Raw genomic sequence first — 23510 nt, 5'->3', positions numbered from 1 at the left:
ATCTCTTCTCTTTATTGCTAAAATCTTTCAATAATTTTTCTAAAAAAACTTGAAAAACTACGATTTGAAACATTATCAAGCACTTTCCGTTCCAATCTATATAAAAGCTTGGAAGCTAGGGCTTTAAGCTCATCACTTGAGGCTGTGTTTTCATCGCTAAATAAAGTTCTTTTTTTAATACTACCACTTACATCTTTAGAAGCGCTTAAATGACCTAAGAATTCTAAATTTAAAGGATTTTTAATGTTTGCATCTGCAACTTTTTTAATATTTTCAAAAACTTTTAAAGCTTCATTTTCATTTTTTACAACATTAAAGAGCATTAGTAAATTTTCTTTTGTCTTAGAAGTTGTTTTTATGGTTGCATACGCATCAGTGATTGCTGCAGGATCAGGAACAGTTACTACTATAACTTCATCAGCCATTTCTAAAAAATTTAAAATATTTCCACCAATACCCGCGCCTGTGTCGATAATAAGAAAATCAAGCTCATCTAAAATACTTGCTTGATTTAAAAATCTCTCGTAAATATTTTTATCATTATATTTTAAAATCTCATCTCCACTTTCGCCTGGGATGAGCCATAAATTTGGCTTAACTTCTATTAAAATATCTTCCAAGGAGCATTCTCCACGTAAAACATGCAAGAGATTTTTTTGTATGCGTACATTTAAAATGACATCCAAATTTGCCAAGCCAATATCAGCATCAAAAAGCCCAACTTTATAGCCATTATTTGCTAAAACATTGGCTAGATTTGCGCTAATCGTACTTTTTCCAACGCCACCTTTTCCACTTGTAATAGCTATAAAATGAGTGTTTTGGGATTTTTTGGTTCCATTTTGACTCATGAGATTGCGAAGTTTATTTGCTTGGTTATTCATTATTTTTTCCTTTATTAAACCCTTCTAAAATACAATGAACTAGAAAATCACTATTGGCTACTTCTAAATCATCTGGCACTTCTTGTCCTGTAGAGAAAAAGCTTAGAGGAATATTCGTTTCATAAATAAGAGAGAAGATATTTCCAAAAACCTTTGTTTCATCAAATTTAGTAATAATCAAAGTATCAATATTTAAGAATGAAAAATTTTTATAAATTTCCATTAAATCTTCATGTTTGGTGTTTGCAGAAACCACTAAATTTACATCAATTTCTGCATTTGAGTGCATTAAAAATTCTTTAGTTTTAGAAAGTTTACTTTGATCGTATTGTGAATTTCCTATAGTATCAACCAAAATTACTTCGCAATTATTTAAGCTTTTTATCGCTTCATCTAAATCCTTTGGTTCTATGCTATCAATAATAGGAAGTTTCATCATTTTTGCATACTGAAAAAGTTGCTCAACCGCACCGATTCTATAAGTATCAAGCGTAATAATACCTGTTTTATAACGCTTATCTCCATAAGCATAGCGAAAAGCTAACTTAGCTAAGGTTGTTGTTTTTCCGACTCCTGTTGGGCCTACTAGCATCATGATTTTTTGTTTTTTTATATCGCTTTCAACACGACAAGGCAAGATATTTCTTAAAAGTGAGTGAAAATATCTTTGAACCGCATCTTTGTTGGTTTTCATAGCAGCTGGCATATTTTCTATAGTTGCCTTCATAATCGCTTCTAGATGATTTTCAAGCATTCCACTTTCTTTGGCTTGTTTATAAATACTTGCAAATTCAGGAGGTATCATAAGATTTTTTCTAGCTTCGGCTTTATCGTCCCACATCATATCTGCAAGAAGATCTATTTTATCGTTAAGCTTGTTGATTTGTTTTTCAAATTGCTTTTCAAAATTTTCTATTTTTTTATTATAATTTAGATTAGGGGTGTAATTTTCTAAAGGTGTGTTTGTGACTTTAGAAATTTCATTACTAACTTCACTTAGCTTTTCTTTAAAATCATCAAAGTCTAGAGTCTTATTTTGATGAGGGTTGATTTTGTTTTGTGGAAAATCTTGATAGGTTTTTTTAGTTAAGTCATTGTTTTTTACAGTGTTTAAATTTCTATTTAAGCGAGTATTTGAGAAATCCAAGACTACATCTTCATCTTCTTGAGGGATTTGAGATCTAATTTTTTCTTCTGCAAGAGAGGTAGAAGATGGTTTTGGCGAGCTTTTTTTTGCAGGTAAAGATTTCCCTTGTTTTTTTAAGTGTTCTTCATAGTCGCTTTCTTCTATGGCTACCATAACCTCATAAAGTGCATTGCGATTTAAGGTTTTAGGACGAATTTGTTTATTTGTTATAATTAAAGCTTTATCTCCGTAATCTTCTTTTACTTTGGGTATAATTTGTTCTGTATCTTCAACAGTAAAAGTATGTATAAGTTGTCCCATATTATATTCCTTATATCATGCCTAAAGGCAAAATTACACTCACTCTTTCTTTAGCCCCTTTATGAGGCACCTCACACCACTTATCACGCTTGACTTTTTGTGAAAAGTATAAAAGATCTAAATCAAGCGTTCTAGGAGCGTTTTTGAAAGTTCTCTTGCGTTTAAATTTTACTTCATAATAAAGTAAAACTTTCAAAAGTGCTCGTGCATGCAAATTAGTTTGTATCAACATAACAGCATTGGTAAAATCTTTTTGCTCTTTAAAACCAAAGGCTTCATTTATCAACATAGGAGATGTGGATAAAATTTTAAATCTTTTATCATCCATCATTACTCGAAAAAGCATATCAAATCTTTTTTTTTCAGGTTCTATATTGCTTCCTAAGCCTATAAGGGCTAAATATTTAAAAGATCGTATATTTTGACTAAAAAAAGGAAAAAAACGACTTTTTTCAAAGTGTTTTACTCCTTGAATTTTTAGCATTATTATTTATTCGTTTGTTGTGCTTGTTGCATCGCGCGCAAATTTTTTATTTGTTCGCAAATTTGAATTACGCCCATTAAAGCCAAGTGATAGCCAAAAGGACCAAAACCAACAATAGTTCCAGAACATACAGGTGCTATAAGACTTTTTTGACGAAATTCTTCTCTACGATAAACATTGCTAATATGCACTTCAATTGTAGGCAAAGCTACTGCTGCAATAGCATCGCGAATAGCTACTGAAGTATGAGTATAACCTGCTGCATTGATAATAATTCCATCAACTGTTCCAAGGCATTCTTGAATTTTATCTACGATTTCACCTTCAAAATTACTTTGGAAAAAGTCAAGTTCTACATTGTTTTGCGATGCTGCAAGTTTCATTTGCTCATGAATTTCTTCCATTTTCATAGCACCATAAATTCCCACTTCTCTTACGCCAAGCATATTAACATTTGGGCCTTGGATAATCATTATTTTCATGGATTTAACCTTAAAAATTTATTTTTAACCTTTTATTATAACATTTTAAAAATAAATTTTTGCTACAATGTAATTTTTGAAAGGAAAATCGTGTTTATAGCTGCTGCAAGATATCTTTTTTTATGCGATGAAGATTTTACAATACTAGAAAATCAAGCCTTTGTTTTTGAAGATAAAATTTTAGAATTGGGTGAATTGGATAATTTAAGAAAAAAATATCCCAAGGCTAAAATCATCAAAACACCTAAAAATTCGGTTATTTTACCTGCTTTTATAAATCCTCACACACACTTAGAATTTAGTGCAAATTCAACAACTTTACATTTTGGAGAATTTTTAATTTGGCTTAAAAGTGTTATAAATTCTCGTTCTATGTTAAATGCACAGGCCAAAGAAGAATTAATACTTCAAAGCATTAAAAAAATGCAAAAAAGCGGTATAGGCACTATAGGTGAAATTTCAAGTTTTGGGAGTGATTTAGATCCTTGTTTAAAGGCTAGTCAAAAGGGTATGCGTATAGTATTTTTTAATGAAATTTTGGGTACAAATGAAAATCAAGTTGAAGATAAAAAACAAGAATTTTTAAAAAGATTTGAAAATTCTTTGAAATTTAAAAATGATTTTTTTATTCCAGCAATTTCGATTCATTCTCCTTATTCAACTCATCCTAGTTTGGCTTATTTTGCTCTTGATTTAGCTAAAAAGCAAAATTTACTAGTTAGTACGCATTTTTTAGAAAGTAAGACTGAAAATATCTGGCTTAGAGAGTCTAAAGGGGGTTTTAAAAAATGGCTTGAAAATTTTACACTTCACCCTAAGCCTCTTTATACAGCAAAGGATTTTGCTAAACTCTTTAAAGGAGTAAGGACTCTTTTTACACATTGTGTTTATCTAAAAGAATATGAATGGTTAGATAAGAATTTACATTCTATTACACATTGCGCATTTTCAAATCGCCTTTTAAGTCAAAAAAGCTTAGATTTAAAAACAGCTTTAAAAAGTGGATTGAATATCCATTTAGGAACCGATGGACTTAGCTCAAATATTTCATTGTCCTTACTTGATGAAATGCGCGCGAATTTGCTTATACATAAGAATTTTGATTTATTGGAGTTAGCTTCTAAGCTTTTGCAAATGGTAACACTTTATCCTGCAAGGGCTTTAAATTTAAATTTAGGAGAGCTTAAAAAAGGTAAAATTGCTGATTTTAGCGTATTTGAGCTAGGAGAATGTGATAAAAAGCAAGCTCCTTTGCAGTTTATTTTAAATGCTAAGGAAGTGGATAAATTATTTATAAAAGGAAAAGAATGCAAATTTTAAAATCATTTTTTAAGGCTTTAGGGTGTGGAATAAAATTTATCAATACTTATTTTAAAACCTTTGTTTTATTGTTGATTGTTATATGGATTTTAATGTCTAGTGCAAATTCAAGCTCCAATCTTGCAAATTTAGAACGCATTGATTTAAAGGGTGAAATTTTTGATAGCTCTGCGGTTTTAGAAAAAATTATCAATGCTAAAAATGATAGCAATATCAAAGGAGTGCTTTTTGTTGTAGACTCTCCTGGTGGAGCTTTTGCTCCTAGTATGGAACTAGCTCTAGCTATAAAGGATTTAAAAATTAAAAAGCCTGTGCTTGTCTATGCAAGCGGAACTATGGCAAGTGGAAGTTATTTAGCAGGAGTTGGAGCAAATAAAATTTTAGCCAATCCGGCAAGTTTTATAGGCTCTATCGGTGTGATTATGCAAGGAGCTGATTTAAGTGGATTGGCTAATAAACTCGGTATTAAAGAACAAACTATTCAAGCAGGTGAATTTAAAAGTGCTGGAACTTTTGCAAGAGCTTGGAATGAGAATGAAAGAAATTTTTTACAGGGTTTAATTGATCAAAGTTATGATCTTTTTACAGGTTTTGTTGCTAAGGAAAGAGCATTAGATCTTAACAAAAAAGATCAATGGGCAAATGCAAGAGTGTTTTTAGCTGCCAAGGCTAAGGAGCTTGGTCTTATAGATGAGCTTAGTAATTATGAAAATGCTAAAAAGGAGCTTGAAAAACTTGCTAATGTTTCAAATCCCGTTTGGAAAGAAGAAAATAAGATTGATAAATTTCTTAACCGCCTAGAAGGACAAGCATCAAACTTGATAAGTAAAAGCTTAATCGAAATCGCTTATAAGACTAATAGCAGTTTTATAAACGCTAGATAAAATATATAAATATTTTTATTTAATTTTTGTAATATTTTTATGCAATAATTATTTATATTTTAGATAAGGAGTAAAATAATGAAAAAAAATATTGTTTTTTTTGAAGTTAAAGGTGGGAGTGATAAAGGTGAAGATGGTTATAGAAAAGATACTATACCTATGGTAAATGCCTTAAAAGCTAAGGGTTGGAATGCTGAGGTGATTTTTTTTGAAGTGAGTAAAAAAGATGAAATTTACAAATATGTGAAAGAAAATTTTGATGGTTATGTTTCTCGCATCAATCCTGGCAATCTTAAAGAAGAAAATGAGTATTTTGATATGTTAAGAAAACTTTGTGCTGATAAGCTTGTAGGTATGCCTCATCCTGATGCTATGATAGGTTATGGTGCTAAAGATGCACTTACAAAATTAGCAGATACTGATCTTGTTCCAAGCGATACTTATGCTTACTATGATATTAAGACTTTTAAAGAAAATTTTCCAAAAAGTTTGGCTAAAGGTGAAAGGGTTTTAAAGCAAAATCGTGGCTCTACAGGAGAGGGAATTTGGCGTGTGAGTGTAGAGGGTAGCGTTAGTGGAGATAGTTTGCCTTTAAACACAAAAATCAAGTGTACGGAAGCTAAGGATAATCATGTAGAACATAGAGAGCTTGGGGAATTTATGGATTTTTGTGAGCAATATATCATAGGTGATAATGGTATGCTTGTGGATATGACTTTTTTACCGCGCATTAAAGAAGGTGAAATCAGACTTTTAATGCTTTATAACACTCCTGTAAATGTAGTACATAAAAAACCAGCCGAAGATGCCGATGCTTTTTCTGCTACGCTTTTTAGTGGGGCAAAATATCGTTATGATAAGCCAGAAGATTGGAAAACTTTGGTGGATATGTTTTTAGGCGAGCTTCCTAAGGTAAGGGAAAGATTAGGCAATTACGACTTACCATTGATTTGGACGGCTGATTTTATTTTAGATACTGATGAAAAGGGCAATGATAAATATGTTTTAGGCGAGATTAATTGTTCTTGTGTAGGCTTTACTTCTCATTTAGAGCTTGCTGATGAAGTGGCTTCAAATATTATTAATATTGTAAGTAAAACTAAGGCTTAGTTTTTAAGTTTAATGTCCATTTTATTATTGAAAAATGGACATTCTTTTTCTATTGTTTTTAAGTTTGAGCTATATTCTATTGGGAAAAAATTTTCACAAAATGAGCATTTTGTATCTTTGGTTAGTATAGGATAGGAATAGTCAAATTTATCCAAAATAAAATATTTTATTTTTTATCCATTAAATTTCCTTCTTTGACTAACTTATACTTTATTTATTGTTTTAACGCATAAATAGTTAATTAGAAATTTTCTGAATATTTTTTATAAAACTGTATGGCTTCTTTACATTTTTTACATTTAAATTTTACACCCTTAAGTTGAATTTTTGATGAATTCCAAAAGGTACATCATGCATTTGTCCTACGCATTCACATGTATAAAGATAAACTACATTTTCATCATCTTTTTCTTCTTTGACTTCTTCAAAGCTTACTTCCCCATCATCTTCAGAAGCTAAAGAAGATCTTCTGTATTGTTCAACTTTCATATCTTCATAGAGTATATGTTCTAAAAGCAATTTTTTAGAAACTGTGTAAAGCTTCTCTTTTAAATCATTAGTGGTTTTTATGTTTTGTATAAGATAAGACATATCATGAACGATATTTTATACATGATTTTGTGTTCATTTAAACAAGGATAATGAATTTATTGCATATAATCTTCTTCGTTGCTAAAATGTTCTTTTATTATAGTTAAAAAGTTCTATTAAAATTTCTTTTAACTCATCTCTTTGAACAAATTTATAAACCATATTTTCTATTTTTGCTGCAAGTTCAAAAAGTTTTTGGTGTTGAATGTCAATCATTGTGTCATGAATACTGTATTTTTCATTCCAAGTTGGAATTAGTTTATCCAAAAGCACCTTCTTTAATTTTTGTATTTAAAATTAATTTCATATATTTGAGTGAAATATTATATTTTATTAAAATATTATTAATTGAAAATTATTTATTTTATTTATATTTGTATAATATAAAAAATATATATAATTAATATTAAAAATTAAGACTTACTGATTCTAGTATAGAATCAGTAAATAATAATATGTGCAATTTGTGGCCCATGAACACCAAAAATAGTGATAAGTTCTATATCTGCTGTTCTTGAAGGCCCTGCTATAAATAAGATATTAGTAGGTAAGATTTCATTTTCTTTTTTTACCAAATTTAAAGCCTCGCTAAGACTTTTAACAACATTTTCTTTTTTAAGTAGCACTATACAAAGTTTAGGTGCAAGGCTTAGCATTCTAGGTTGAGTTTTGCTTGAAGGTACAAGTGCAACTCCGTGAGAGCTTACCCCTGCTCTTGCATGAATGATGGAAAAATCACTATGAAAAACCTCAGATCTTAAATTTTCGATTTCTTTATCAAAGCAAATCTTTTTTTCTGCTTTGATTTGTTCTAAATTTAAATTTAAATCTAGCCCATAAATCATACTTTTAAAGTCATATTTTGCGATAATTTCATTGATTTTTTCTTCTAAGGTATCTTTTGTAGCATTTTCAACGATGTATTTGTTATCATTCATTTTTTGTTTCATTTCTGCAAGCATATCTTGGGTGGTTTGGATATGTTCTACAGGATCTATACTTTCAATGCGTGTGAACGTTGTTTCTTTGTAAGCTTTTTTAAGATGTTCTAAAATACTTGCTTTACTTTTGCTTGAAATTTCATCGATTTTACTCATAGCTTACTCCTTCTAGTTTTTGCACTTCTTTATAAAGATCCATTTTAATTTGAGGTAATTCTTTAAAAGCGTGCCATTTTTTAATCACAGGTAAAACGCTTGCGAAATTTTGTACCGTCCAGTTGAAATAATGTGCTTTTGAAAGTGAAAAACGCCATTTATTGCCATTGGTTGCGATATTTTTAAATTGTTTAAAAGCAAAGGCTTCTAAGGCATTGCGATGAACATTATTTGCTCCTAAAGGTGGATTTTTACCTTGTCCTATTTTATCACATCTTAATTTGCGAATAAGATCAGCCAAAGGAATTTGCACTGGACAAACTTCAGAACAACGCCCACAAAGTGAACAGAAATTTAAAATATCTCCTGTATGATCTATACCAAAAATATTAGGACTGATTACTTCTCCTATAGGTCCTGGATAAGTGGTTTGATAGGCATGTCCGCCGATTTGATCATAAACAGGGCAAAAATTCATACAAGCCCCACATCGAATACAACGCAAAGCCTCATAATAATCCTCATGAGCTAACATTTTAGAGCGATTGTGATCAAATAAAATCACATGCACTTCTTTAGGACCATCTAAATCCCCATTTTTTCTAGGGCCTGTAATGATATTATTATAAGTTGGTATAAATTGTCCTGTGGCTGAAGGAGTGAGTAAAGAAACCATAGTAGCCGCATCTTCAAAGCTTTCCATGACTTTTTCTATGCCGCAAAGTGCGATATGAATATCAGGTGCTGTAGTGCACATTCTACCGTTTCCTTCATTTTCTATAAGCCAAAAAGCTCCTTCTCTTGACATGGCAAAATTGACCCCACTAAGTCCAAGTTTTAAGCCTTCAAAATCTTTTCTTAAATGCTCTCTAGCTACCGCATTTAAACTTTCAGGTTCATTGTTTTCTAAATTCGCTCCTAATTTTTCTTTGAAAATTTCTCCGATTTCATGGCGGTTTCTATGTATAGCAGGTACAACTATATGTAAAGGAGGCTCTTCATTAAGCTGTAAAATAAGCTCTCCAAGATCGGTTTCTATAGCTTTTAAACCTTTTTTTTCTAGGTAGTGATTTAGGCCTATTTCTTCGCTTGCCATAGATTTACCTTTTAAAAGCTTGGTAATATTTTTTTCTTTCATGATTTCATAGACGATTTCACAGGCATCTTCATCACTACTTGCCCAATGCACTTTAATGCCATTTTTTGTAGCATTTTTTTCGAATTCTAAAAGCCTTTCTTCTAAACTCATTAAGGCATTGTTTTTAGCTTGTTTAGCTTTAGCTCTTAAACCCTGCCAGTCTTTAAATCTAGCATCAATAACATTGAGTCTATTTTTTTGTAAAGTATGCATGGCAGTCATTAAATTTTCTTGCATTTGCTTGTCATTGAGTTTAATTTGAACGATTTGTTCGTGAGGAATTTTTTGACTCATAGTCTTTCTCCTTCCAAGCGTTTAAGTAAAAAGTCATATAAATGTATGCCTTTTATATCTAAACCCATTCTTTTCATTGTGCCATCTATGTTTAAAAGACAACCTCCATCGCCACTGATGAGATATTTTGCACCGCTATTTTGTATATCTTTAATTTTACTTCTTACCATAGCATTTGAAATTTCAGGCTCTTTTACTGAAAAAGTTCCGCCAAAACCACAACATTCTTCCTCGTATTGAAGTTCTACTAATTCTACATTTTTTAGTTTTTTGATAAGATTTTTACTCGCTTGTATGCTTTTTTGCACTCTTAAAGCATGGCAATTAGAATGCCAAGTTACTTTTATAGGTGCACCTTTATCTTCATAATCTACTTTTAAAACTTCATCAAGGTATTGTGAAAGTTCTATGACTCTAGAGCTAAAATCTTTGACTTTAGAAAATTCAGGTTTATTTTTAAAAAGTTCTTTATAGTCATGACTCATCATACCCGCACAAGATCCGCTTGGCACAACGATGGGGTAATCTTTATCAAATAAATCCACATTATATAAAGCAATCTTACGACTTTCATCGAAATAACCTGAGTTAAAAGAAGGTTGAGCGCAACAGGTTTGATTTTTTTTAAAAATCACTTCAATACCTTCACGCCTTAAAAGTTTTATTGCATTTAAAACGCTTTGTTGCATAGCAGCACTTCCTAAGCATGTGGCGTAAAAATACACCTTTTTCATGATCTCTCCTTTTGGGATAATTTAGGATAAATATTCTAATCCTATAAAAATAAAAGCAAAGTAAATTTTCCAACAAATATTCTAAAAAAGAATATTTGTTGAAGCAAAACTTAAATTTTTTAATTATTTCACTATAACTTCAGGGATGATTTCTTGTAAGAAAAAAGCTATAATGCAAGTCCAAATTCCTATTAAAATAATAAAAGCTACAGAATATTTTAATGTGAATTTGAAAAGATCAGATTCTTTTCCTACAAGCCCAACTGCTGCGCAAGCTATAGCAATGCTTTGTGGACTGATCATCTTTCCAACGACCCCACCTACTGAATTAGCTGCTAAAAATAAAGCTTCACTAACACCTAGTTTTTGAGCACTTACTTGTTGCAAGGTTCCAAAAAGTAAATTAGCACTTGTATCAGAGCCTGTTAAAAATACCCCTATCCAACCAATGATTGGTGAAAAGAAAGAAAAAGCATTACCTGTGTGTGCAAAAGCAAGCCCTAAGGTAGTGCTCATACCGCTATTTTTAGAAATAAAAGCAAAAGCCACAACCAAACCTATGGTAATACAAGGTATAGCCATTTCTTTTAAAGTAGCCCAAAAGCATTCTGCTGCATCTTCAGCTTTGATTTTTAAAATAGCTATACTTAAAAAAGCTGCAAGCAAAATCGCTGTTCCTGCTTGAGCTACGGTTTTTCCATTGATTAAATCTATGCCTAAAGCCAAAGATAAAGGCTTAGCTTCTCCTATGCCTGTGATAGAAGGGCTTAAAATTCCAGTTGTGATATTGCTAAATTGTAAAGTAATGCTTGTATAGCTTAAAATTCCATCCTTATCAAAGAGAGCTTTAAACCAAGGTTGTGTCCAAATGATAATACAAACAATGAGTAAAATAAAAGGCGACCAAGCTTTTAAAATTTGATTAAAGCTTAGAGTGTTATCTTGAGTGAAATTGCTTTCATTATCAAATCTAAAAATATTTTTTGGTTTCCAAAATTTTAAAAATACAGTTGTAACCGCTAAAGAAACTACAGCTGAGATAATATCAGGTAATTCTGCTCCTAAGTGATTTGAGCTTAAAAATTGAGTAGTTGTAAAACTTAGTGCCGCAACTAAAATAGCTGGAAAAGTTTCTTTAACGCCTTTAAATCCATCCATTAAAAAAACTATGAAAAAAGGTATAGTAAGACTTAAAGGAACTAGCATTCTACCTACCATGGCAGAAACTGAATGCTGTTCTATGCCGACAAGATTTGCCATAGCAATAATAGGAATTCCCACCGCACCAAAAGCAACAGGAGCGGTATTTGCGATAAGACAAAGTCCTGCAGCTTGCAAAGGACGCAAACCAAGTCCTACTAAAAGTGCAGCAGTTATAGCCACAGGGCCACCAAAACCTATAGCACCCTCTAAAAATGAACCAAAACAAAAACCTATTAAAATCACTTGAATTCTATGATCTGGAGTAATGCTCATCACGCTTTTTTTAATGATTTCAAAAGAACCCGACTTGATAGAAAGTTTGTAAAGAAAGATTGCCGCAATGATAATCCAAGCTATAGGCCACATACCATTTGTAAAGCCTTGAATAAAACTTGCGCCCACTAAATTCCAAGGCATTTTATAGGCAAATAAAGCTACCAAAGTAGCAAGTATAACAGTTAAAAAACCTGCTTGATAACCTTTAAGTTTTAAAACAACCAAACAAACTAAAAAACATAGTATAGGTAAAAATGCCACTAAAGCACTTAGCCAAATGTTTGAAAAAGGGTCGTAAACTTGTTGCCATGTTAAAATTTGCTCCAATTTTTCCTCCTTGATAATTATTTATGTATAAATTTATTGTAACAAAAAATTAAATTAAAATAAAAAAATTATAGAGTAAAGTAAATTATATTGTGTTGTTATTGATTATTTTGTGTATTTTTGTAATATCATAAATATTAAATAAATATAAAAATAGAACAAGAAAAAATCTTATTCTAAAGGGGTAGAAGCTGTTAAAGGTGGAGTTATAATCATTAGTTCGTTTACTTCATAAAAAATTAGGATCTAAGGTGCAAGGGGCTATTCTAAAGCGTTTTTGTGTAGGAATATTTGGATTAAAAAGTTACCATACATTCATCAGATTCCAAAACTAAAGAACAAATTTGCACAGCTGAAGTTGTTGTTGGCATTATAGAAAATACAGTTTCTAATTTACCATCTTTTAGATTATCTTGACAAGATTTTGCTCCAAAGGTTCCATCTTCTAGAATGGCCAAACAAAGATCGCTTTCCTGTGGATTTGTAAATTGCACATAACCAAAAGGAAGTTCATTAGCTAATTTATCTTTTTGTTTTAACTCATTGCTTAAAACAATTTCTTTAATATTCCAATTTTGATCAATAGGATCTTGAGATATCTCTAAAGGCACTTAAAAAAATTCCCGTTTCCAAGCTTCTTATAGAAACCATTTCGGTAAAATCTTTCAAATCTCCAGTAGGAGTTGCAAAGGCTAAAGTTATAAACATAAAAAATAAAGCAACAATTTTTTTCATATTAAATGTCCTAAAATTTTCTAAAATTAACTGGAAAATGATCTTAAACTTGCAAGCATCAAAATCACAGCTAAAAGTGGTGGAGTATAGACTTGTTGTCTGTTTAAATTTCCTGTAATTGCATAATCAATAGTCCCTCCGTTTGCTTGAGTTGCACTAGTTGGAAAAACCACTCTAATTTTATTTGCTAATTCTCTATCCACTGTATTTGTTATAGTAGAAGGATCACGGTTAAAATCCCCTGCTATCATCCAGTTAACTTGAGGTATATTTACAAAATGTGTATTTATGGGCTGTGATAATTGCTCCTACATCTGTTCCTTCATTGGCTAAAACATGGATATTGAAAAAAGCATCACTTCCATCGCGAATTCCTATAATGGGTCTTGAAACTATAGCTAAATTTACACGATTAGCTCCTACATCAACGCGAGAATAATAAATAAAAACCCTATCAGGTCTTGAAAGAGTCCTCAAATTCTACTCATATTCATCAATAGGCGTTCCACCTTGTTGCACATGGCGTCCTGTTGGAGTGGCTATTCTTAGTAAAGTTCCTATTTCTTGTATCATTAAGATATCTAAGGGGTTTGCTCCACTTGCAAGTTGTCTTATTGCATTATTGTTGATGCTACTAGTTAAAGGTGGGGTAAATAGGAGTAATAAGTGCTAAATCAGCATTGCTAATTAAACTTGGAATTTCTTGATTAGTAGGAAAAATAGGTTCAAGTCCTAGTTTTAAAGAAAAAGAATTAGTATCTTCAAATTCTCCAAATGAACGCCCCAAAGGATTTACATTTTCAAAATTTAGAAGAACATTCATTAAAGAAAAAAATCATAAAAAAAATAAAAACTTTAATTTTTTGCATTAAAAACCTTGATTATGTATTTAAATTTTTTTAAGAAAATAATAACATAATTTTCATTATAATTTTCCGCTTCTTAAAATGTTTTATTTTGTTGTTTTTAAAGGTAGAATTTACATGCATCTTAAACACTTATATTTTAGTATTTCTCAAATTTTTAATTTTTACAAAGAAGGTTTTAAAAATTTAACTCTTGGAAAGACCCTTTGGAAAATTATCTTTATCAAACTTTTTGTTATGTTTGTGATTTTAAAACTTTTTGTTTTTGATGTAAATTTTAATTCTATTTTTAAAAGCGACAAAGAAAAAAGCACTTTTGTACTCAAAAATCTTACACTCGAAGGAAAATAAATGAACGAACTTAATAGCGTTGATTGGTCAAGAGCGCAGTTTGCTTTAACTGCACTTTATCATTTTTTGTTTGTGCCTTTAACCTTAGGCTTATCTTTTATCATTGCTATCATGGAGACTATCTATGTAAAAACTAAAAATGAAAGATGGAAAAAAATCACCAAATTTTGGCTTTCATTATTTGCTATAAATTTTGCTATCGGTGTAGCTACAGGTATTATAATGGAATTTGAATTTGGAACAAACTGGGCAAATTATAGCTGGTTTGTGGGAGATATTTTTGGTGCACCTTTGGCGATTGAAGGTATTATGGCATTTTTTTTAGAGGCTACTTTTTTTGCAGTTATGTTTTTTGGCTGGGATAAAGTAAGTAAGGGTTTTCACTTACTTTCAACTTGGTGTGTGGCTATAGGAAGTAATCTTTCTGCTTTTTGGATTTTAGTGGCAAATGGTTGGATGCAATATCCTGTAGGAATGAGCTTTAACCCTGATACAGCAAGAAATGAAATGCAAAGCTTTTTTGAAGTAGCACTTTCTCCTGTGGCTATTTCAAAATTTTTACATACCATAGGCAGCGGTTATGTGATTTCAGCTTTATTTGTAATAGGAATTTCAGCTTGGTTTATGTTAAAGGGACGTTATATTATCGAGGCTAAAAAAAGCTTAGTTGTAGGAGCTAGTTTTGGTTTGGTTTGTTCAATCTTTTTGTTTTTCAGCGGAGATGAAAGTGCTTATCGTGTAACTCAAACTCAACCTATGAAACTTGCAGCTATGGAAGGGGTTTATCAAGGTGAACATCGTGCAGGGCTTGTGCCTTTTGGAATTTTAAACCCTAAAAAAACCATAGACAATAACGAAAGTGTGTTTTTATTTGACATTACTATACCTTACGCTCTTTCTATATTAGGAAACCGTGATCCAAATTCTTTTGTTCCAGGAATTGAAGATTTAATCTATGGAAATGAAAGCAAAGGTATAGAACCTATGCAAAATCGTATCGATAGAGGAAAAATCGCTATACAAGCTCTAAAAGACTATAAACTTGCTAAAGAAAACAATGATACAATAGCTATGGCAAATCACAAATCTATTTTAGAAACTCATTTTAAAGATTTTGGTTATGGATATTTAGAAAAACCAAGTGATACTATTCCGCCTGTGGCTTTAACTTTTTATAGCTTTCATATTATGGTTGCTTTAGGAAGTTTTTTCTTTTTACTTTTCATCGTTACACTTTATCTTACTATGGCAAATGATATTGAGAAATTTAGAAAAGTACTTTGGGTGTGTTTGTTATCCATTCCATTGGGTTATATCGCCGCTGAAGCAGGCTGGATTGTTGCTGAAGTAGGCAGACAACCTTGGGCAATTCAAGACTTACTTCCCGTACATATCGCAGCAACACAACTTGGAAAAGTCAATGTTCAAATTTCATTTTGGATTTTTGCAGTACTTTTTACAGCCTTATTGATTGCAGAAGTTAAAATAATACTTACTCAGATTAAAAAAGGTTTTGACGCACATGCAGGACATACTCCACTTATGGGCAAAGGAGAAAAATAATGTTTTTTGGTTTAGAACTTGAAGGTTTGCAAATTTATTGGTGGTTGATTTTAAGTTTGCTCGGTGGACTTTTAGTTTTTATGTTTTTTGTCCAAGGTGGACAGACTTTAATCGATGAGCTTAGCAAGGATGAGCTTGAAAAAACCATGCTAGTCAATTCTTTAGGGCGTAAATGGGAGCTTGGTTTTACAACTCTCGTACTTTTTGGCGGAGCAGCTTTTGCAGCTTTTCCACTTTTTTATAGTACCAGTTTTGGCGGAGCTTATTGGGCTTGGCTTTGTATTTTATTTTGTTTTATTTTACAAGCTGTGGCTTATGAGTATCGTAAAAAAGAAAATAATGTTTATGGCTCTAAAACCTATGAAATTTTTCTTAAAATCAATGGATATTTAGGGGTATTTTTAATCGGAGTTGCAGTAAGTAGCTTTTTTAGCGGTTCTGAATTTATCTTAAATGAGCATAATTTTGTTTCTTGGCAAAACCCTTTGCACGGCTTAGAACTTTTACTCAATCCTTTTAATTATCTCTTAGGCTTAGCTTTGGTATTTTTAGCAAGGCTTTTAGGCGCAGCGTATTTTATGAACAATATCAATGATGAGAATATCAAAATAAGAGCTATGAAAAAACTTATGATCAATAGCATTCTATTTTTACCTTTTTTCTTAGGTTTTTTAGCGTGGATTTTCTTAAAAGATGGTTTTAGTGTAGATGCAAATGGAACTGTAAGCATGAATGCGAATTTATATTTATATAATTTCTTAAATCAAATGATTTTTGCTGTTTTGCTTGTTATTGGTGTGATTTTAGTGCTTTTAGGTATGGTTCAAGGAGCAAAAGGTTGTTCTAAGGCTATTTTTACTCTAGGACTTGGAACGGTTTTAATAGTTTTTGCTTTATTATCAAGTATTGGTTTAGGTCAAAGTGCTTTTTACCCATCTTTAAGTGATTTACAAAGTTCTTTAACTTTAAAAAATGCAAGTTCAAGCTATTATACTCTAAGCGTCATGGCTTATGTGTCTTTGCTTGTACCTTTTGTTTTAGCTTATATTATCTATGTTTGGAATGCAATGGATAAGGTAAAAATCACACGCGAAGAAATCGCAAACGATGATCACGCATATTAAGGAGAAAAAATGTTACATGCTTTGTTTTTATTGACTTGGCCTTTAGTAATTTATCTAAGCTATAAATTTATAATGCTAAATATCAATCAATTAGAAAAAGATAGCAAACTATAAAGCAAGATAAGATTTAAACCGATATAAGTATAAATCTTTTCAAAATATTGCAATTTGCCCATTTTTGGGCATCTTTTAATCATAAATCTTTTAAAGCTTCATTAGCAGCATCAAGGGCGTGAATAAGGCTTGTGTCAAAAATTTTGATATTTGTATCATTTTTGGATATTAATAAACCAATTTCAGTGCAAGCTAAAAGCACTCCCTTTGCACCTTTTTCTTGTAGTTTTTTTATAATATTTAAATATTTTTCTTTAGATTCTTGCTTGATTTTACCCTTGCAAAGCTCATTAAAAATAATATCATTAACGATTTTTATATCTTCATCGCTAGGAATAATAACGCTAATATTTTCTTCAATAAGCATTTTTTTATAAAAATCCTGAGTCATTGTGTATTTAGTACCCAATAAACCAATTTTTTGTATGTTTTCTTGTTTTAAAGCCTTAGCAGAGCTTTTTGCAATATGCAAAATAGGGATATTTATGTTTTGTTGAATTTCATCAAAAACCTTATGCATAGTATTAGTTGCAATTATTATAAAACTAGCCCCTGCAAGTTCTAATTTTTTAGCACACTGAGTTAAAATTTGCGCAGCTTCTTGCCATTTATCTTGGCTTTGTAAATTTTCTATTTCTTCAAAATTAACACTGTAAAGTAAAATTTTTGCAGAATTTAAAGATTTTAATTTATCATTTATAGCTTGATTTATTGTTTTATAATAAGTAATAGTACTTTCAAAACTCATTCCGCCTATAATACCAATGGTTTTCATTTTTCTCCTTAAAAATTAATTTTTGAGTTGTTTTATTATAATATATTTCATAGAAATACGATTTATTTTTAAATAAATAAATAAATATATTTTAATATTTTTATTAAAATTTAAAATAATTTTTTAAACTATTTTCCAATCTACAGGAATTTTACCAACTTTTTTTAAAAATTTATTAGCCTTTGAAAAATGCTTACAACCTAAAAATCCTGTTCTAGCTAAAGGGCTTGGGTGAGCTGCTTTTAAAATCAAATGCTTAGTATTATCAATCAAAATCTCCTTGCTTTTTGCGTAATTTCCCCAAAGCATAAAAACAAGCCCTGATTTTTCATTGCTTAATTTATGTATTATAGCATCACTAAATTCTTGCCAACCCCACGAACTATGACTAGCTGCTTTATTTGCTTCAACGCTAAGAATAGAATTTAAGAGCAAAACTCCTTGTTTTGCCCAAGAGCTTAAATCTCCGCTTTTTGCTGGAGTGATGTTTAAATCATTTTGCAATTCTTTAAAAATATTATTAAGACTTGGTGGGATTTTTACATTTTTTGGAACCGAAAAACTAAGCCCCATTGCTTGGTTTGGTTGATGATAGGGATCTTGTCCTAGGATAATAATTTTAATTTCTTTTAAGGGACATAAATTAAAAGCATTAAAGATTAAATTTGCAGGCGGATAAATAATTATATTTTGATCAATCGCATTTAGGTATTGTTTTTTGATTTCTAGAAAATATTTTTTTTGAAATTCGTCTCTTAAAAATTCTTTCCAGTCATCATTTATTTTAATCTTATCTATGTTTATTGTAATTTCTTCCATGTTATCCCTAATTATTTAAATTATTAAAAATTTTATTCTAACAAAAAAGCTTGCAAAAATATATTAATTTTTTTTGAAGTAAATAAAATTTTTTATATTAATAAAAATTAAATATAAAGACATAATAGGATATAAAAATACTTAATTTATTATATTTTGAAAGTATTTTAATTATTAACCAATTATTAACTAAAAATGCAATATCATTATTTTATGATTTAAATCAAAAATTTTTGATTTTAAATTAAAATACTTTTATGAAAGGTTCAAAATGGGAACAAGAAAAGAACATGATTTTATTGGGGAATTGGAAATCTCTGATGAGGTTTATTATGGAGTGCAAACTTTTAGAGCTGTTGAAAATTTTGATATTTCTCATGATAGATTAAAAGATTTTCCTCGCTTTGTTAGAGCTTTGGCTAGAGTAAAAAAAGCTGCAGCTATGGCAAATCATGAATTAGGTCTTTTGGATAAAAATATCCAAGATGCGATTATTAAAGCGTGTGATAAAATTTTAGAAGGCGGGTATTATGATCAATTTGTAGTAGATATGATCCAAGGAGGTGCTGGAACAAGTACAAATATGAATGCTAATGAAGTTATAGCAAACATAGGACTTGAACTTATGGGTCATAAAAAAGGTGAATACCAATATCTTCATCCAAATGATCATGTTAATTTAAGCCAAAGTACTAATGATGCTTATCCTACAGCTTTACACCTTGCCTTGCATGATTATTTAAGTGATTTGGCAAAAGCTATGGAGCATCTGAAAAAAGCTTATGAGAGAAAAGCTGAAGAATTTAAAGATGTTCTTAAAATGGGTAGAACCCAACTGCAAGATGCTGTACCTATGACTTTAGGTCGTGAATTTAAAACTTTTGCCGTAATGATAGGTGAAGATATACAAAGAGTATTAGAAGCTAGAAAATTGATTTTAGAGATCAATTTGGGTGGAACTGCTATTGGAACGGGAATTAATTCTCATCCTGATTATCCGAAGGTTGTAGAAAGAAAAATAAGAGAAGTGACAGGTTTTGAATATACTGTGGCTGAGGATTTGATCGAGGCGACTCAAGATACGGGAGCTTATGTACAAATTTCAGGTGTTTTAAAACGTGTTGCAACAAAACTTTCTAAAGTATGTAATGACTTAAGACTTTTAAGTAGTGGTCCAAAATGTGGTCTTAATGAGATTAATCTTCCAAAAATGCAACCAGGTAGTTCTATCATGCCAGGTAAGGTAAATCCTGTTATTCCTGAAGTAGTTAATCAAGTTTGTTATTTTGTTATTGGAGCAGATGTAACTGTAACTTTTGCTTGCGAGGGTGGACAATTACAACTTAATGTTTTTGAACCAGTTGCAGCATATAGCTTATTTAATTCTATTGTAATGCTAGAAAAAGCAATGTATACTTTAGCTGATAAATGTATAGATGGTATTACTGCAAATGAAAAAATTTGTTCAGACTTTGTCTATAATTCAGTAGGTATAGTAACAGCTTTAAATCCTTATATTGGTTATGAAAATTCAGCTTCTATAGCTAAAGAGGCAATGAACACTGGAAAAAGAGTGGCTGATATTGCGCTTGAAAGAGGGCTTTTAAGTAAAGAACAAATTGATGAAATTTTAACACCATCAAATATGCTAAATCCTCACATGGAAGCTAAAAAATAGCATTTTAGGATTTAATATGGATATAATGATAATTTTGCAAGTAATCGTCCTTCTTGGGGCAATTTTTATCGGTATTCGCCTAGGCGGTATTGCTATAGGTTATGCTGGAGGATTAGGTGTAGTTATACTAGGACTTGTTTTAGGTATGAAACCTGGTAATATTCCTTGGGATGTTATTTTAATTATTGCTGCAGCTATTGCAGCAATTTCTGCTATGCAACAAGCAGGTGGACTTGATTATATGGTAAGGGTGACAGAAAAAATTTTAAGATCAAGCCCTAAATTTATAAATTATTTAGCTCCAGCTTGTGGATGGTTGCTTACAATCTTAGCAGGAACAGGAAATGCAGTATTTTCTTTAATGCCTGTTGTAGTTGATGTTGCAAAATCTCAAAACATAAAACCTAGTGCTCCACTTTCATTAATGGTTGTTTCTTCGCAAATTGGAATCACTGCTTCTCCTGTGAGTGCAGCTGTGGTTTATATGAGCGGCGTTTTAGAGCCACTTGGATGGAATTATCCAACTTTAATTGGAATTTGGATCAGTACAACTTTTATAGCTTGTATGCTTACAGCTTTTATAGTGAGTTTAATCACTCCTATGGATTTAAGCAAAGATAGCGTTTATCAAGAACGCTTAAAAGCAGGACTTGTTAAAGATGCAGGAGCTATTTTACATGGTGAAGATAAACCAGGTGCTAAACTTTCAGTAGGAATTTTCTTGATCACTGTTTTGGCAGTTGTACTTTATGCAACCGCAATTTCGAGCAATATTAAATGGATCGATCCTGTTGTGGTTCCAAGAGATGCAGCTATTATGAGCTTTTTACTTACTGCAGCAACTTTGATCACTTGGCTTTGTAAAGTTGAACCAGGTAAAATTCTTGATACCAGTGTATTTAAAAGTGGTATGACTGCTTGTGTTTGTGTTTTTGGTGTAGCATGGCTTGGAAATACTTTTGTTGCAGGACACGAAGCTTCTATTAAAGAAGTAGCAGGCGACTGGGTTAAACAAACCCCTGCTATGTTAGCAGTTGCATTTTTCTTTGCAAGTATGCTTTTATATTCTCAAGCAGCAACCGCAAAGGCCATTGTACCTGTAATTATCACCGCTTTAGGAATTTCAGCAACAAATCCGCATGATTCTTATATGCTTGTAGCTTGTTTTGCAGCAGTTTCAGCACTTTTTGTGCTTCCAACTTATCCAACCTTACTTGGCGCTGTGCAAATGGATGATACAGGAACGACTAGAATTGGTAAATTTATATTTAATCACTCTTTCTTTATACCAGGAGTTTTAGCTATTGCAATTGCTGTAGCATTAGGCTTTGTATTAGCTCCTATGCTTATTTAAATCAAACCCTAGGTTTTTCTCCTAGGGTGAAAATTTTTTCATTAGTTTTTAAGTATATACTACGCTATAATATTCATTTTTAATTTTCTTTAAGAAAGGAATTTAATGAAGATAAAAGTTGGGTTGATTTTTTCAGGTATTGTTTGCCTTTTTTTAACAGCTTGTGTTAATCAGGTTAAACAAAATACAACATTTGAAAATGCTTTAACACAAAAATATTGTGGTGATGATTTTTTCAATCAAAATTTAGAAAAAATTAAAAAAAATGATGATGTCATTTATACAGGATTAAATGCAGGTTTGATTGCTAGAAATTGTGGTGATTTTAACAAAAGTAATGTATTTTTTGATGCTGCGGAAGAATCTTATAAATATGATGTGGATTTAGAAAATGTAGGCTCTAAAGCAACTAAATTTGTTGGTACAACCTTGCTTAATGATACTATAGTTGATTATGATGGTTCTTTATATGAAAGAATTATGGTTAATATATATAAAGCTCTAAACTATATGGAAGAAGATGATTATGAAAATACAAGAGTTGAGTTTAATCGTGCTTTAATGCGTCAAGATAAGGCAAAAGAATATTTTGCTAAAGAAATTGAAAAAAATCGTGCTGATTTAGATAAGGCAAAAGAAGATAAAAATTATGATAAAAATATGAATGAAAATTCAAAAGTTATAGAAGAGCAATATGACAACTTATTTAAAGAATTTGATACAACAAAAAATTTCATAAATCCTTATGCGACTTATCTTGCTTCAATATTTTTCTTTATGGATAAAGATTATAGAAAAGCTGCAGATTTATTTAGAGAAGTAGCTATTATTTATCCAAAAAATAAAACTATCAAAAAAGAGGCTAAAATTTTTAAAGAATATGCCACAAAAATAAAAGTCAAAAAAGCTAAAAAATATGTTTTTGTAGTTTATGAAAATGGATTTGGTGTAGTTAAGGATGAATTTGCTTTAACCTTACCTTTTATAGTGGATAAAAAAATTATTAGCACAAATATTGCTTTACAAACCTTGAAAAAAAGGGAAGCTTCTTTTGCAAATTTAAATATAAATGGTCAAAATACAAATGATTTTGTAGATTTAGACAATATTGTCGCTACTGAATTTAAAATAAATATGCCTGCAATGATTGCTAAAGCCTTAGCTCAAACTATAATTAAAACCACTTTAAATGTAACTGTTGCAAATAATGACTCTACAGGTGGATGGCTAAGTCTTGCAACAGCAGTAGCAACTGCTGCAACCAACAAAGCTGATGTGCGTTCTTGGAGAGGTTTACCAAAAAGTATTGCCATAGCAACAATAGAAAACGACGGAAATTTAGAAATCAAAGATCCACAAGGCAATATTTTGTTTCAAAAATCATTGGATAAAAATAAAAATGCTCTTGTTGTAGTGCGTTCTTTTGCTCCGTATTTACCTGCAAGTGTTGCTATCATGGAAAAATAAGGCTAAAAGATGAAAAAAATTATTTTATTTATTTTAATGTTTTTACTTAGTGCTTGTGCACCAAGTTATCAAATAAATTCAAATCAAAATACTGTAATTTTAGGTTCAAATTTACCAAAAAGTTTAGTAAAACAATTTCAAAAGCGTATAAATAGCAATGGTTATTTAGAATTTGAAGTGATTTTACGCAGTACTTTTGCTAAAGATGTAATTTATAAAGTAGATTGGTTAGATAAAGATGGTTTTGTGCTAAGAGATGTTTTAAATGAGGATTATCAAGCCCTTAGAATTCCAGCAGGACAAGAGGTAATTCTTCGTAAACTTGCATCTGATACAAGAGCGAAGGATTTTAGATTAGAAATTAAAGCAAAAAATTAATCTCATTTTAGGAAG

The 23510-nt window shown here is 30.8% G+C and carries 21 protein-coding genes and 3 pseudogenes; 10 read left to right on the top strand and 14 right to left on the bottom strand.

The features are described 5' to 3' along the window. Positions 1-17: 17 nt before the first annotated feature. From flhG to aroQ, 4 genes are read right to left on the bottom strand one after another with little or no spacing between them, the layout of a single operon-like run. Entirely contained in the window at positions 18-884 is an 867-nt protein-coding gene (gene flhG / locus AJ886_RS05360) for a flagella biosynthesis ATPase FlhG (RefSeq protein ID WP_002854691.1), read from the bottom strand. Then, the gene (gene flhF, locus AJ886_RS05355; protein WP_044779360.1) at positions 877-2331 is read right to left on the bottom strand and encodes a flagellar biosynthesis protein FlhF; all 1455 of its coding nucleotides are present in this window, start codon (positions 2329-2331) and stop codon (positions 877-879) included. Before flhF ends, flhG begins: the two co-directional genes overlap by 8 nt. A gap of 10 nt (positions 2332-2341) precedes the next feature. Then, on the bottom strand, positions 2342-2815 hold the full coding sequence (folK, locus tag AJ886_RS05350; RefSeq protein ID WP_002851803.1) for a 2-amino-4-hydroxy-6-hydroxymethyldihydropteridine diphosphokinase: 474 nt from the start codon (positions 2813-2815) through the stop codon (positions 2342-2344). Between the two features lie 2 nt (positions 2816-2817). Continuing rightward, entirely contained in the window at positions 2818-3297 is a 480-nt protein-coding gene (gene aroQ, locus AJ886_RS05345; RefSeq protein WP_044779361.1) for a type II 3-dehydroquinate dehydratase, read from the bottom strand. 90 nt (positions 3298-3387) lie between these two features. On the opposite strand from aroQ, the gene AJ886_RS05340 reads away from it, so the two are divergent. The 3 genes from AJ886_RS05340 to AJ886_RS05330 all read left to right on the top strand — a co-directional run bounded on the left by AJ886_RS05340 (position 3388) and on the right by AJ886_RS05330 (position 6611). After that, positions 3388-4617, top strand: coding sequence for a metal-dependent hydrolase (locus AJ886_RS05340; protein WP_070276106.1), 1230 nt, complete (start codon positions 3388-3390; stop codon positions 4615-4617). Further along, on the top strand, positions 4605-5501 hold the full coding sequence (gene sppA / locus AJ886_RS05335) for a signal peptide peptidase SppA (protein ID WP_044779363.1): 897 nt from the start codon (positions 4605-4607) through the stop codon (positions 5499-5501). Before AJ886_RS05340 ends, sppA begins: the two co-directional genes overlap by 13 nt. 78 nt (positions 5502-5579) lie before the next feature. Next, positions 5580-6611 (top strand): Cj0069 family protein, encoded by a 1032-nt coding sequence (locus tag AJ886_RS05330; protein ID WP_002933934.1) that lies wholly within the window; start codon positions 5580-5582, stop codon positions 6609-6611. A gap of 241 nt (positions 6612-6852) precedes the next feature. Here AJ886_RS05330 and AJ886_RS10770 read toward each other — a convergent pair. The 8 genes and pseudogenes from AJ886_RS10770 to AJ886_RS05280 all read right to left on the bottom strand — a co-directional run bounded on the left by AJ886_RS10770 (position 6853) and on the right by AJ886_RS05280 (position 13829). Next, positions 6853-7469 (bottom strand): annotated as a pseudogene (locus tag AJ886_RS10770) (bacteriohemerythrin). 173 nt (positions 7470-7642) lie between these two features. Beyond that, positions 7643-8299, bottom strand: a complete 657-nt coding sequence (locus tag AJ886_RS05310; RefSeq protein ID WP_002932947.1) for a lactate utilization protein C — start codon at positions 8297-8299, stop codon at positions 7643-7645. Then, a complete protein-coding gene (locus tag AJ886_RS05305) occupies positions 8292-9731 on the bottom strand; it encodes a LutB/LldF family L-lactate oxidation iron-sulfur protein (protein WP_002860914.1) in 1440 nt (479 codons plus the stop codon). The genes AJ886_RS05310 and AJ886_RS05305 overlap by 8 nt, the downstream gene beginning before the upstream one ends. Further along, positions 9728-10468: a (Fe-S)-binding protein gene (locus tag AJ886_RS05300; protein ID WP_083265159.1), complete on the bottom strand. Its 741-nt coding sequence runs from the start codon at positions 10466-10468 to the stop codon at positions 9728-9730. Before AJ886_RS05300 ends, AJ886_RS05305 begins: the two co-directional genes overlap by 4 nt. A gap of 120 nt (positions 10469-10588) precedes the next feature. After that, positions 10589-12271: an L-lactate permease gene (locus AJ886_RS05295; RefSeq protein WP_044779852.1), complete on the bottom strand. Its 1683-nt coding sequence runs from the start codon at positions 12269-12271 to the stop codon at positions 10589-10591. A 171-nt stretch (positions 12272-12442) separates the two neighbouring features. Then, positions 12443-13006: pseudogene (locus AJ886_RS05290) on the bottom strand (cytolethal distending toxin subunit A/C). Positions 13007-13016: 10 nt separating this feature from the next. Next, a pseudogene (locus AJ886_RS10690) lies at positions 13017-13624 on the bottom strand (cytolethal distending toxin subunit B family protein); the annotation flags it as partial. A 16-nt stretch (positions 13625-13640) separates the two neighbouring features. Then, positions 13641-13829 (bottom strand): hypothetical protein, encoded by a 189-nt coding sequence (locus AJ886_RS05280; protein WP_002860919.1) that lies wholly within the window; start codon positions 13827-13829, stop codon positions 13641-13643. A 160-nt stretch (positions 13830-13989) separates the two neighbouring features. On the opposite strand from AJ886_RS05280, the gene AJ886_RS05275 reads away from it, so the two are divergent. From AJ886_RS05275 to cydB, 3 genes are read left to right on the top strand one after another with little or no spacing between them, the layout of a single operon-like run. Continuing rightward, positions 13990-14223: a DUF4492 domain-containing protein gene (locus AJ886_RS05275; RefSeq protein ID WP_002860921.1), complete on the top strand. Its 234-nt coding sequence runs from the start codon at positions 13990-13992 to the stop codon at positions 14221-14223. Further along, on the top strand, positions 14224-15786 hold the full coding sequence (locus AJ886_RS05270) for a cytochrome ubiquinol oxidase subunit I (RefSeq protein ID WP_044779851.1): 1563 nt from the start codon (positions 14224-14226) through the stop codon (positions 15784-15786). Then, positions 15786-16910 carry a cytochrome d ubiquinol oxidase subunit II gene (cydB, locus tag AJ886_RS05265; RefSeq protein ID WP_044779850.1) on the top strand — a complete coding sequence of 375 codons (1125 nt, stop codon included), beginning with the start codon at positions 15786-15788 and terminating at the stop codon, positions 16908-16910. Before AJ886_RS05270 ends, cydB begins: the two co-directional genes overlap by 1 nt. Before the next feature lie 193 nt (positions 16911-17103). Here cydB and AJ886_RS05255 read toward each other — a convergent pair whose 3' ends face one another. Further along, a complete protein-coding gene (locus tag AJ886_RS05255; protein ID WP_044779849.1) occupies positions 17104-17799 on the bottom strand; it encodes an aspartate/glutamate racemase family protein in 696 nt (231 codons plus the stop codon). 123 nt (positions 17800-17922) lie between these two features. Next, positions 17923-18618, bottom strand: coding sequence for a uracil-DNA glycosylase (ung, locus tag AJ886_RS05250; RefSeq protein ID WP_002881270.1), 696 nt, complete (start codon positions 18616-18618; stop codon positions 17923-17925). A 271-nt stretch (positions 18619-18889) separates the two neighbouring features. Between ung and aspA the strand changes: the two genes are divergently transcribed. From aspA to AJ886_RS05230, 4 genes are all read left to right on the top strand, one after another. Beyond that, positions 18890-20296 (top strand): aspartate ammonia-lyase, encoded by a 1407-nt coding sequence (aspA, locus tag AJ886_RS05245; protein WP_002854440.1) that lies wholly within the window; start codon positions 18890-18892, stop codon positions 20294-20296. A 16-nt stretch (positions 20297-20312) separates the two neighbouring features. After that, entirely contained in the window at positions 20313-21650 is a 1338-nt protein-coding gene (locus AJ886_RS05240; RefSeq protein ID WP_070274131.1) for an anaerobic C4-dicarboxylate transporter, read from the top strand. 105 nt (positions 21651-21755) lie between these two features. Then, positions 21756-23117, top strand: coding sequence for a COG3014 family protein (locus tag AJ886_RS05235; protein WP_070287325.1), 1362 nt, complete (start codon positions 21756-21758; stop codon positions 23115-23117). A 9-nt stretch (positions 23118-23126) separates the two neighbouring features. Next, positions 23127-23495 (top strand): YcfL family protein, encoded by a 369-nt coding sequence (locus AJ886_RS05230; protein WP_002881373.1) that lies wholly within the window; start codon positions 23127-23129, stop codon positions 23493-23495. Positions 23496-23510: the final 15 nt, after the last annotated feature.

Source organism: Campylobacter sp. BCW_6465, from assembly GCF_001762815.1.
Taxonomy (GTDB): domain Bacteria; phylum Campylobacterota; class Campylobacteria; order Campylobacterales; family Campylobacteraceae; genus Campylobacter_D; species Campylobacter_D jejuni.
Note: the sequence above shows the minus strand (reverse complement) of the source record. Positions and strands in the feature narration are given on the sequence as shown.

What these genes read in the sequence shown, in the direction of transcription:
- flhG (WP_002854691.1), bottom strand. Translation starts at nt 884, where the DNA reads ATGAATAACCAAGCAAATAAACTTCGCAATCTCATGAGTCAAAATGGA.
- AJ886_RS05330 (WP_002933934.1), top strand. Translation starts at nt 5,580, where the DNA reads ATGAAAAAAAATATTGTTTTTTTTGAAGTTAAAGGTGGGAGTGATAAA.
- flhF (WP_044779360.1), bottom strand. Translation starts at nt 2,331, where the DNA reads ATGGGACAACTTATACATACTTTTACTGTTGAAGATACAGAACAAATT.
- AJ886_RS05255 (WP_044779849.1), bottom strand. Translation starts at nt 17,799, where the DNA reads ATGAAAACCATTGGTATTATAGGCGGAATGAGTTTTGAAAGTACTATT.
- AJ886_RS05305 (WP_002860914.1), bottom strand. Translation starts at nt 9,731, where the DNA reads ATGAGTCAAAAAATTCCTCACGAACAAATCGTTCAAATTAAACTCAAT.
- AJ886_RS05240 (WP_070274131.1), top strand. Translation starts at nt 20,313, where the DNA reads ATGGATATAATGATAATTTTGCAAGTAATCGTCCTTCTTGGGGCAATT.
- sppA (WP_044779363.1), top strand. Translation starts at nt 4,605, where the DNA reads ATGCAAATTTTAAAATCATTTTTTAAGGCTTTAGGGTGTGGAATAAAA.
- cydB (WP_044779850.1), top strand. Translation starts at nt 15,786, where the DNA reads ATGTTTTTTGGTTTAGAACTTGAAGGTTTGCAAATTTATTGGTGGTTG.
- AJ886_RS05230 (WP_002881373.1), top strand. Translation starts at nt 23,127, where the DNA reads ATGAAAAAAATTATTTTATTTATTTTAATGTTTTTACTTAGTGCTTGT.
- ung (WP_002881270.1), bottom strand. Translation starts at nt 18,618, where the DNA reads ATGGAAGAAATTACAATAAACATAGATAAGATTAAAATAAATGATGAC.
- AJ886_RS05270 (WP_044779851.1), top strand. Translation starts at nt 14,224, where the DNA reads ATGAACGAACTTAATAGCGTTGATTGGTCAAGAGCGCAGTTTGCTTTA.
- AJ886_RS05275 (WP_002860921.1), top strand. Translation starts at nt 13,990, where the DNA reads ATGCATCTTAAACACTTATATTTTAGTATTTCTCAAATTTTTAATTTT.
- AJ886_RS05235 (WP_070287325.1), top strand. Translation starts at nt 21,756, where the DNA reads ATGAAGATAAAAGTTGGGTTGATTTTTTCAGGTATTGTTTGCCTTTTT.
- aroQ (WP_044779361.1), bottom strand. Translation starts at nt 3,297, where the DNA reads ATGAAAATAATGATTATCCAAGGCCCAAATGTTAATATGCTTGGCGTA.
- aspA (WP_002854440.1), top strand. Translation starts at nt 18,890, where the DNA reads ATGGGAACAAGAAAAGAACATGATTTTATTGGGGAATTGGAAATCTCT.
- folK (WP_002851803.1), bottom strand. Translation starts at nt 2,815, where the DNA reads ATGCTAAAAATTCAAGGAGTAAAACACTTTGAAAAAAGTCGTTTTTTT.
- AJ886_RS05310 (WP_002932947.1), bottom strand. Translation starts at nt 8,299, where the DNA reads ATGAGTAAAATCGATGAAATTTCAAGCAAAAGTAAAGCAAGTATTTTA.
- AJ886_RS05280 (WP_002860919.1), bottom strand. Translation starts at nt 13,829, where the DNA reads ATGAATGTTCTTCTAAATTTTGAAAATGTAAATCCTTTGGGGCGTTCA.